Source organism: Actinomadura sp. SCN-SB, assembly GCF_043906805.1.
Classification (GTDB): domain Bacteria; phylum Actinomycetota; class Actinomycetes; order Streptosporangiales; family Streptosporangiaceae; genus Spirillospora.
Window position 1 is genome coordinate 54,004 of the sequence record NZ_JBIMPP010000047.1, and the last position, 8,042, is coordinate 62,045.

Annotated in this window: 7 protein-coding genes and 1 tRNA gene; 1 reads left to right on the forward strand and 7 read right to left on the reverse strand. The window is 70.2% G+C overall.

What is annotated here, in order from left to right; all coding sequences use genetic code 11:
- Positions 1-452 precede the first annotated feature (452 nt).
- The 6 genes from thrB to ACGWYJ_RS26480 all read right to left on the reverse strand — a co-directional run bounded on the left by thrB (position 453) and on the right by ACGWYJ_RS26480 (position 6,313).
- Positions 453-1,403: a homoserine kinase gene (thrB, locus tag ACGWYJ_RS26455; RefSeq protein WP_395109025.1), complete on the reverse strand. Its 951-nt coding sequence runs from the start codon at positions 1,401-1,403 to the stop codon at positions 453-455.
- Positions 1,400-2,467, reverse strand: a complete 1,068-nt coding sequence (thrC, locus tag ACGWYJ_RS26460) for a threonine synthase (protein ID WP_395109026.1) — start codon at positions 2,465-2,467, stop codon at positions 1,400-1,402. The genes thrB and thrC overlap by 4 nt, the downstream gene beginning before the upstream one ends.
- Positions 2,468-2,522: 55 nt before the next feature.
- Complete coding sequence (locus ACGWYJ_RS26465) at positions 2,523-3,812, reverse strand: homoserine dehydrogenase (protein WP_395109030.1); 1,290 nt, start codon at positions 3,810-3,812, stop codon at positions 2,523-2,525.
- A gap of 23 nt (positions 3,813-3,835) precedes the next feature.
- Positions 3,836-5,230 (reverse strand): diaminopimelate decarboxylase, encoded by a 1,395-nt coding sequence (lysA, locus tag ACGWYJ_RS26470; protein WP_395109027.1) that lies wholly within the window; start codon positions 5,228-5,230, stop codon positions 3,836-3,838.
- Positions 5,227-5,793 (reverse strand): DALR anticodon-binding domain-containing protein, encoded by a 567-nt coding sequence (locus ACGWYJ_RS26475; RefSeq protein WP_395109028.1) that lies wholly within the window; start codon positions 5,791-5,793, stop codon positions 5,227-5,229. The genes lysA and ACGWYJ_RS26475 overlap by 4 nt, the downstream gene beginning before the upstream one ends.
- A 157-nt stretch (positions 5,794-5,950) precedes the next feature.
- Positions 5,951-6,313, reverse strand: coding sequence for a response regulator transcription factor (locus ACGWYJ_RS26480; protein WP_285695690.1), 363 nt, complete (start codon positions 6,311-6,313; stop codon positions 5,951-5,953).
- Positions 6,314-6,438: 125 nt separating this feature from the next.
- On the opposite strand from ACGWYJ_RS26480, the gene ACGWYJ_RS26485 reads away from it, so the two are divergent.
- Positions 6,439-6,510, forward strand: a tRNA-Arg gene (locus tag ACGWYJ_RS26485).
- An 11-nt stretch (positions 6,511-6,521) separates the two neighbouring features.
- Here the strand turns inward: ACGWYJ_RS26485 and ACGWYJ_RS26490 are convergent.
- Entirely contained in the window at positions 6,522-7,418 is an 897-nt protein-coding gene (locus ACGWYJ_RS26490) for a hypothetical protein (protein WP_395109029.1), read from the reverse strand.
- Between the last annotated feature and the right edge of the window lie 624 nt (positions 7,419-8,042).

Here is an 8,042-nt window from a genome sequence, read left to right on the forward strand (position 1 = left end):
GGGTCCTTCCCAGGGAGCGGGTGTAGGCCGGCGAGCGGCCAGGCAACCCGGTAGTGCGGCCCGGCGGGGGCGCCGAGTCGGGCTCCGCGGCGCGCGGCGTCACCGCGCTCCGCGATTTCTGGGCACAGCCAGATGGTGGTCGGGACGTTTCGCTCGTGCGAGTTCCCGGTACCGCTACCTCCGAAGTTGGTTCGCAGGAACGCCTGACATCGGGATGTCACGGTGTCGGGAAGCCTAGTACGCGGGACCGACACGACCGAAGGGCCGGACAGGCGACGCGCGGCTGACGAGCACAGGGCCCCGAACGGGGCATCTGGTGCGGCAATCAGCCTAACATCACCAGGGCACACTGCTATTCCCCAGAGGTCGATGTCTTCGCATTTTACCTAGCCGGATCATTCCACCAGGGCGGGCCGCCGCGGCCGTCCTCGCCCATGCATCGTCTGCGAAGGTCAAGGCCGGACGCTGGAACCGTCACGCCGAACGCGTGCGCCGCGGGGGGCGACGTTCAGCGGGTGTATGTGCCAGCCATTACCCACTTTCGGCGCCATCGAATCAACTCTCGCGGCGCTTGTGAAGCCCAGGACAGTAGGTCCTGCCCCGGAAATGACCGCGGGGACACCGGCGGCGCGCAGCCGGGCGAGCAGTTCCGCCGACTCCGGCATGGCCGGGGCGCGGTGGTCCTGATGCAGCCGGTCCTCCGTCGCGGCCATGAGAATCTCGTCCCCGAGCCCCTCGGTGAGCGCGGCGACCAGCAGCGCGGCCCGTCCCGCGTTGGTGGCGGCGTCGGCGTGCGGGACGGTCTCCGGCAGCAGCCCCCGCGCCCGTTCGGTGGCCAGCCGCTGCTCCGGGACGAACGCGACGACCTGGTCGTGCTTGGGTTCCAGCCGGACCGAGGACGGGCCGTCCCCGCCCGTCCAGGCGATGGTGAGCCCGCCGGCCAGGCAGGGCGCGGCGTTGTCGGGATGCCCCTCGATCTCGGCGGCGAGCCGCAGCGCGACCAGGTCGTCCAGCACCCGCCCCGCGGGGTGCAGGTGCCGCGCCGCGAGGATGCCGGCGACGATCGCGGCGGAGGACGAGCCGAGCCCGCGGCTGTGCGGGATCCGGTTGACGCAGCGCAGCGCCAGGCCGGGAGGCTGGCCTAGATCGGACTCCGCCAGCGCGTCGGCCAGCTCGAAGGACCGCCGCAGCACGCGCACGATCAGGTGCCGCTCGCCCCGGTCGGCGACCTCGGCGCCCTCCCCGTCCACCTCGATGGTCAGGCCGCCGCCGGTGACCGCCACCTCGACCTCGTCGTACAGCGTGAGCGCCAGCCCGAGCGAGTCGAACCCCGGCCCCAGGTTCGCGCTGGTCGCCGGCGCCTCGACGACGACGCGGGCGCCGATGGGCCACTGGTGGGTCATGCCAGCCCGAGAGCGGAGGCGGCGGCGTGCGCGTCCACCTTGACGGTAGTGGGGGCGGGCGCGCCGGAGATGGCCCAGTCCGGGTCCTTGAGGCCGTTGCCCGTCACGGTGCACACGACCCTGGAACCGGGCTGTACGACCCCGCGTTCGGCGGCCTGGAGGATCCCCGCGACGGCGGCGGCGGACGCGGGCTCGACGAACACGCCCTCCTCGGAGGCCAGCAGCCGGTACGCGGCCAGGATCTGCCGGTCGGTGACCGAGTCGATCGCGCCGCCCGACTCGTCCCGCGCCGCGATCGCCAGGTCCCAGGACGCGGGGTTGCCGATGCGGATCGCGGTGGCGATCGTCTGCGGCTTCAGGACGGGCTCGCCCTTCACGAACGGCGCCGCGCCGCTGGCCTGGAAGCCGAGCATCCGGGGGCGCCGGGACGCGATCCCGTCCGCGGCGTACTCCCCGTACCCCATCCAGTACGCGGAGATGTTGCCGGCGTTGCCGACCGGGAGGCAGTGCACGTCCGGGGCGTCGCCGAGCGCGTCCACGATCTCGAACGCGGCGGTCTTCTGGCCCTGCAGCCGGTACTTGTTCACCGAGTTGACCAGCGCCACCGGATAGTCCACCGACAGCTTCCGGGCCAGTTCGAGGCAGTCGTCGAAGTTGCCGTCCACCTGGAGCAGCCGCGCGCCGTGCACCAGCGCCTGGGCCAGCTTGCCCATCGCGATCTTGCCCTGTGGCACCAGCACCGCGCAGGTCATCCCGGCCCGTACCGCGTAGGCGGCGGCCGAGGCCGAGGTGTTGCCGGTGGACGCGCAGATCACCGCCTTGGCGCCGTCCTCGGCGGCCTTGCTGATCGCCACCGTCATGCCGCGGTCCTTGAACGACCCGGTCGGGTTCGCGCCCTCGACCTTGAGATACACCTCGCATCCCGTCAGCTGCGACACCCGCGGCGCCGGCAGCAACGGCGTCCCGCCCTCCAGCAGGGTGACGACGGGCGTGGCTCCCGTCACCGGAAGGCGGTCGCGATACTCCTCGATGAGGCCGCGCCAGGCGCGGGCGGTCGCGTTCACGTCGTTCTCCTCAGATGACCTGCGATGTCGCGCAGATTCTAGGCTTCCGGGGAGCCTACTCGTCGCCCTCTACACGCATTACGCTGGCCACCTCGCGCACGATGTCGAGCTTGTGGAGGCGATCCACGGTGGCGGACAGGGCGGCATCCGGTGCCCGGTGCGTCACCACGACCAGCTGCGCCTCGTCCCCCCTGCCCTCCTGGCGGACGGCCTGGATCGACACGTCCTGCCGGGCGAACTCCTCGGCCACGGCCGCGAGCACCCCGGACCGGTCCGCCACGTCGAGCTGGACGTAGTAGCGCGTGATCGTCTCACCCATCGGCAGGACGGGAAGCTTGGCGTAGGTGACCTCGACCGGCCCACGGCTACCGGCCACCCGGTTGCGGGCCACCGCGACCAGGTCGCCCAGGACGGCGGACGCGGTGGGCGCACCGCCCGCGCCGGCGCCGTAGAACATCAGGGACCCCGCCGACTCGGCCTCCACGAACACCGCGTTGAACGCCCCGCGCACGCTGGCCAGCGGATGCGACCGGGGGATCATCGCCGGGTAGACGCGCACCGAGACCCCGCGCCCGCCGTTGCGGCCGTCCTCGTCCGGGACGCGCTCGCAGATGGCCAGCAGCTTGACGACGCTGTCCATCTCCTTGGCGCCGGACACGTCCGCGGCGGTCACCTCGGTGATGCCCTCGCGGTGGACGTCGGCGGCGGTGACGGGGGTGTGGAAGGCCAGCTGCGCCAGGATCGCCGCCTTGGCCGCCGCGTCGAAGCCCTCCACGTCGGCGGTGGGGTCGGCCTCGGCGTACCCGAGCGCCTGCGCCTCCTCCAGCGCCTCGTTGAAACCGGCGCCGTGGGTGTCCATCTGGTCGAGGATGTAGTTGGTGGTGCCGTTCACGATGCCCAGCACCCGGTGCACGTGGTCGCCCACCAGCGACTCGCGCAGCGGGCGCAGCAGCGGGATCGCGCCCGCCACCGCCGCCTCGTAGTACAGGTCGGCGCCGTACTCGCGGGCCGCGGCGAACAGCGTCTCGCCGTCCTCGGCCAGCAGCGCCTTGTTGGCGGTGACCACCGACTTGCCGGTCTTCATCGCCTCCAGCATCAGCGACCTGGCCGGCTCGATCCCGCCGATCACCTCGACCACCAGGTCCACGTCGTCCCGGGTGACCAGGGACTGGGCGTCGGTCGTCAGCAGCCCCGGGTCGATGCCCGCCCGGTCGCGGTCCAGCCGGCGCACCGCGATCCCCGCCACCTCCAGCGGGACGCCCACGCGCGCGCTCAGGTCGGCCGCCTGCTCACGCAGCAGCCGCACCACCTCCGAGCCCACGACGCCGCATCCCAGCAGCGCCACCCGCAGCGGGCTCCCCTCGGGTTTCACGCTCCAACCTCCGCATCGAGCCGCAGCAGATCCTCGTCGGTCTCGCGGCGGACGATCACCCGCGACTCCCCGTTCCGCACCGCCACCACCGCCGGCTTCGGAACGAAGTTGTAGTTGCTGGCCATCGACCGACAGTACGCACCCGTCGCGGCCACCGCCACCAGGTCCCCCGCCGTAAGATCTTCGGGCAACCACAGGTCCCGCACGACGATATCCCCGCTTTCGCAGTGCTTGCCGACAAGCCTGGAGAGCATCGGGTCCTCGTGGGACGCCCGGCTCGCCAGCACGCAGGAGTACTCGGCGCCGTACAGGGCGGTGCGCAGGTTGTCGCTCATCCCGCCGTCGACCGACACGTACGTGCGCAGCCCCTCGACGTTCTTGACCGTGCCGACCTCGTACAGCGTCACACCGCCGGGCCCGATGATCGCGCGTCCCGGCTCCACGGTCAGCCTGGGCATCGCCAGCCCGTACGCCTTGCACTCGTGGGCCACGATGGACCGCAGCCCGTCCGCCAGGTCCTTCGGATCGTGGGGTTCGTCACCCGGCACGTAGGCGATGCCGTAGCCGCCGCCCAGGTCCAGCTCGGGAAGCTCGATCCCGTGCTCGTCCCGGATCGCCACCAGCAGCCCGGCGAGCCGGTGCGCGGCCACCTCGAACCCGTCGGTGTCGAAGATCTGCGAGCCGATATGGGAGTGCAGCCCCACCAATTCCAGCTGCTTGAGTTCGAGCACCCTCCGCACGGCCTCGAGCGCGTCCCCATTGCTCCTCGAGAAACCGAACTTCTGATCGTCATGGGCGGTCGCGATGAACTCGTGCGTATGCGCCTCGACACCCGTCGTGACGCGTACCATCACCTTCGCCCTGACACCCTTTTCCTTCGCCAGAAAACCGAGCCGGGCGATTTCCTGGAACGAATCGAGCACGATCCGTCCGACACCGGCCTCAAGGGCACGGTCCAGTTCCGCCACCGACTTGTTGCTGCCGTGCATGGTGATGCGCTCCGCGGGAAAGCCCGCCGCCAGCGCGACCGCCAGCTCTCCCCCGCTGCACACGTCCAGGCCGAGGCCCTCCTCGTGCAGCCAGCGGGCCACGGCCGTGCACAGGAACGCCTTTCCCGCGTAGTGCACGTCGCCGTCATGGAACGCCGCCACGTACTCCCGCGCCCGCGACCGCACGTCCTCCTCGTCATAGACGAACAGGGGCGTCCCGTACTGCCGGGCCAGGTCCCGCACGTCCACGCCGCCGATGCGCACGACACCGTCGTCCTCGCGCTTGGCGCCGCGCGGCCAGATCTGCGGATCCAGCGCGTTCAGATCGTCCGCCGGCGGCATCGGGTGCTCCTCGGGCAGGACGTCGGCATGCCGGGGTCCGGCGGGGTGAACTCTGCTCATATCCGCTCTCTCGGGGTGTCACCGATCATCTTCAGGCCGTTACCCAGGGCGACGCGCGCGGCCTCCGCCAAGGTGACCCTCGCCGCGTGCAACGCACCCGGTTCCTCCCCGCCCTTCGGCAGCGCGGGGCAACGCTCGTAAACGTCATGGAAGCCGTCGGCGAGGCGCACGAGGAACCCGCCCAGCTCCCCTTGGCGCACCCACCCCGGCATCTCCCCCAACAAGGCCAGCAACGCCAACTCTTCCCGCCGGTCCAACCCCTCCGGCGGGCCCGCCTCCACCCCCAGATCCCGGGCCCGCCTCCCCACAGCGGCAGCCCGCGCGTACGCATACCTCACCCGGAACCCGGGATTCTCGAACGTCCGCGGCCGATCGGCCCACTCAACCGCCTTGACCCGCCCCCACCCGTACGCAGGATCCCGGGCGACATCGGAAGCCAATTCCTCCGGCCGCTCCACCACGACCCGAAGAAACCCGCCGTCCACCTCCACAGCCCCAACACCGGCAACGTCTCTCACAAAATTCGCAACAACCTCGGCATCAACACCGACCCGCAAAGCCACGGGACTCCGGTAAACCCCAGGCCCCACACAGCGAAGCCCCACGTCCGCCGCACAACCCCCGGCACGCTCCACCGCCCGCCCAAGAGCGGCATCCACCTCGCCCGGAGTCACCCTGGTGAGACTAGCCGACCACTATTCGAGACAGCACGCCGCCAAGCTACGCGGACGCCGCCGCCAGCTTCCGCACCGTCTGGATCAGTTGGTTGGGGTCGAACGGCTTGGTCACGTACGCGTCCACGCCGATCTCGTGCCCGCGCCTGATGTCGTGCTCCTGCGCCCTGGCCGTGATCATCACGACCTTGATGTCCCGGGTGAGCTCGTCCTCCCTGAGCCGCATCGCCGTCACCCACCCGTCCAGCCGCGGCATCATCACGTCCAGCGTGATCACATCGGGACGCACCTCGACCACCTTCTCCAGGCAGTCCTGACCGTCCACCGCGGTCGACACCTCGAACCCCTCGAGCTGAAGGTTCACCGCGATCAGCTGCCGGATCACCTCATCGTCGTCAACGACCAGCACGCGTCCCAGTGGCTCGGTCACGGCCACGAAGTTAGTCGACTCCACCCGGCAACGCACGGCGAACCGTCCAGGTACGCGCCCACTCCCCAACCCTGGTAACCTTCCTTCCGCGCTAGAACGCAACCGCCCCCTTAGCTCAGGGGATAGAGCAACGGCCTCCGGAGCCGTGTGCGCAGGTTCGAATCCTGCAGGGGGCACCCTCTCATGATCAGCCGATTTCCGCCATTGACCTGCGAAAACCGGCTGTTGTCGTCTCCGGAGCATGTGACACCCGATGCCACCTCGGGCCACCAGATGCCGGGGTGCGCGTTCCATTTGCGTTCCGGTCCGCTACCTCGACCCCGCCCGAGGGGACGTGGGCGATGATGAAAGGACGGCGGGTCGCCAACCGTCGTTCCTCGACCGCGGCCAGGGCACCCGGCGGACGGGAGGAGGCGCGGAACCTCAGCAGCGTCCGGCCGCGTTCGTCCCGCGACTTGCGCCGCCCCGTTACTACGAGGCGGCGGCCTTCACCGACTTGGGCGAGCACCTTCCGTACCCGTGCCCGCGCCCGGATCAGAAAATGGAGGCCGATCCCCGCCACGCACAAGGTCGCCGTCCACAGGAGCCCCCCGGGGATCAGCGCGTGCCGCGACCGGTCCAGGCCGCCGGCGTATGGGCCGAGCGGCCCTACCCGCACCGGGACCTCCTGCCCGATAGTGGCCCTGCCGACCCCGGACACATGACCAGAGCCCCGGGTGCCGTCGGCGAAGCGCCAGCTACCACGACAGTCCAGGTACGTGGCGTCGTAGCGCACCTCGCGCTGCTCGCATGCCTCGATGGTGGCCACGGCCCGCTCTCCCCACAAGACCGTGTAGATGACCGCCCCGGGGAGGACAAGCATGAAAAACGCCAACGTCAGCAGACCGAGAACGAACGCGGCCGGAGCGGTGGCGGCCCCGAGGAACCTCTTGGGTGCCGCCCAACGGTCCGGCTCTGCCGCAGCGATCATTCCGCCATTCTCATTTCGTCGTGGGCCTGAATGGCCACCGGTGCCCATCTTGCGGCGGAGGTCGTTCACTATGGCGGGCGAGTCGTCGAGGGCTCGCTCGAACCCGTCCTGCATGTGTGGAGCCGGTGATTTAGGGCCTCCGGTACGAGGGACGGGTCCTCGGTCAGCTTCCGTGACTGGCGCTGCAGGTCCTGTAGCGCGACTTCGGAAAGCCGCATGATCGTCTCAGCGAGTTCAGCGGACGCCATCCGCATGGCACGCCAGCCGCACGATCTTCTCCACTGCGGATCCTGTCGTCGCGGGGCTCGGCTCGGCCGGACCAGGTCTTACAGCCAGCCCTGGAGCTCTGCCGCCTTCCGCATCTCCTTGGCCGCTTCCTCTGGCAAAGTCGATGTGAGATCGATGAAATCCTATCGTCGGCTATGTCCGCGCGCCCTGCCCTTCCTCGATGGAGGCTCCGGCCGACTCTGGGGTTCGTGGGATGCCTCTACGGGGTCGCTCGTTGTAGGGGAATGGTCATGCCTAGTTCACCCGGCAGGTGCATTTCACGATCGTGATGCACACTCGCGATCGTCCGACAGGCCCCGGTCGGCTGAAACTGCCGGATCGACGGCCGGCGCGCGCCGGGAACGTCCTGAGGGATTGGTGCGCCGGTCGGTGGTCTGGTCGGTTGAGCGTGGCTGCCACCACCATGCCCGCTGCCAGGACGCGGTCGGCCCGACGGCGCCAGGCGTGCTC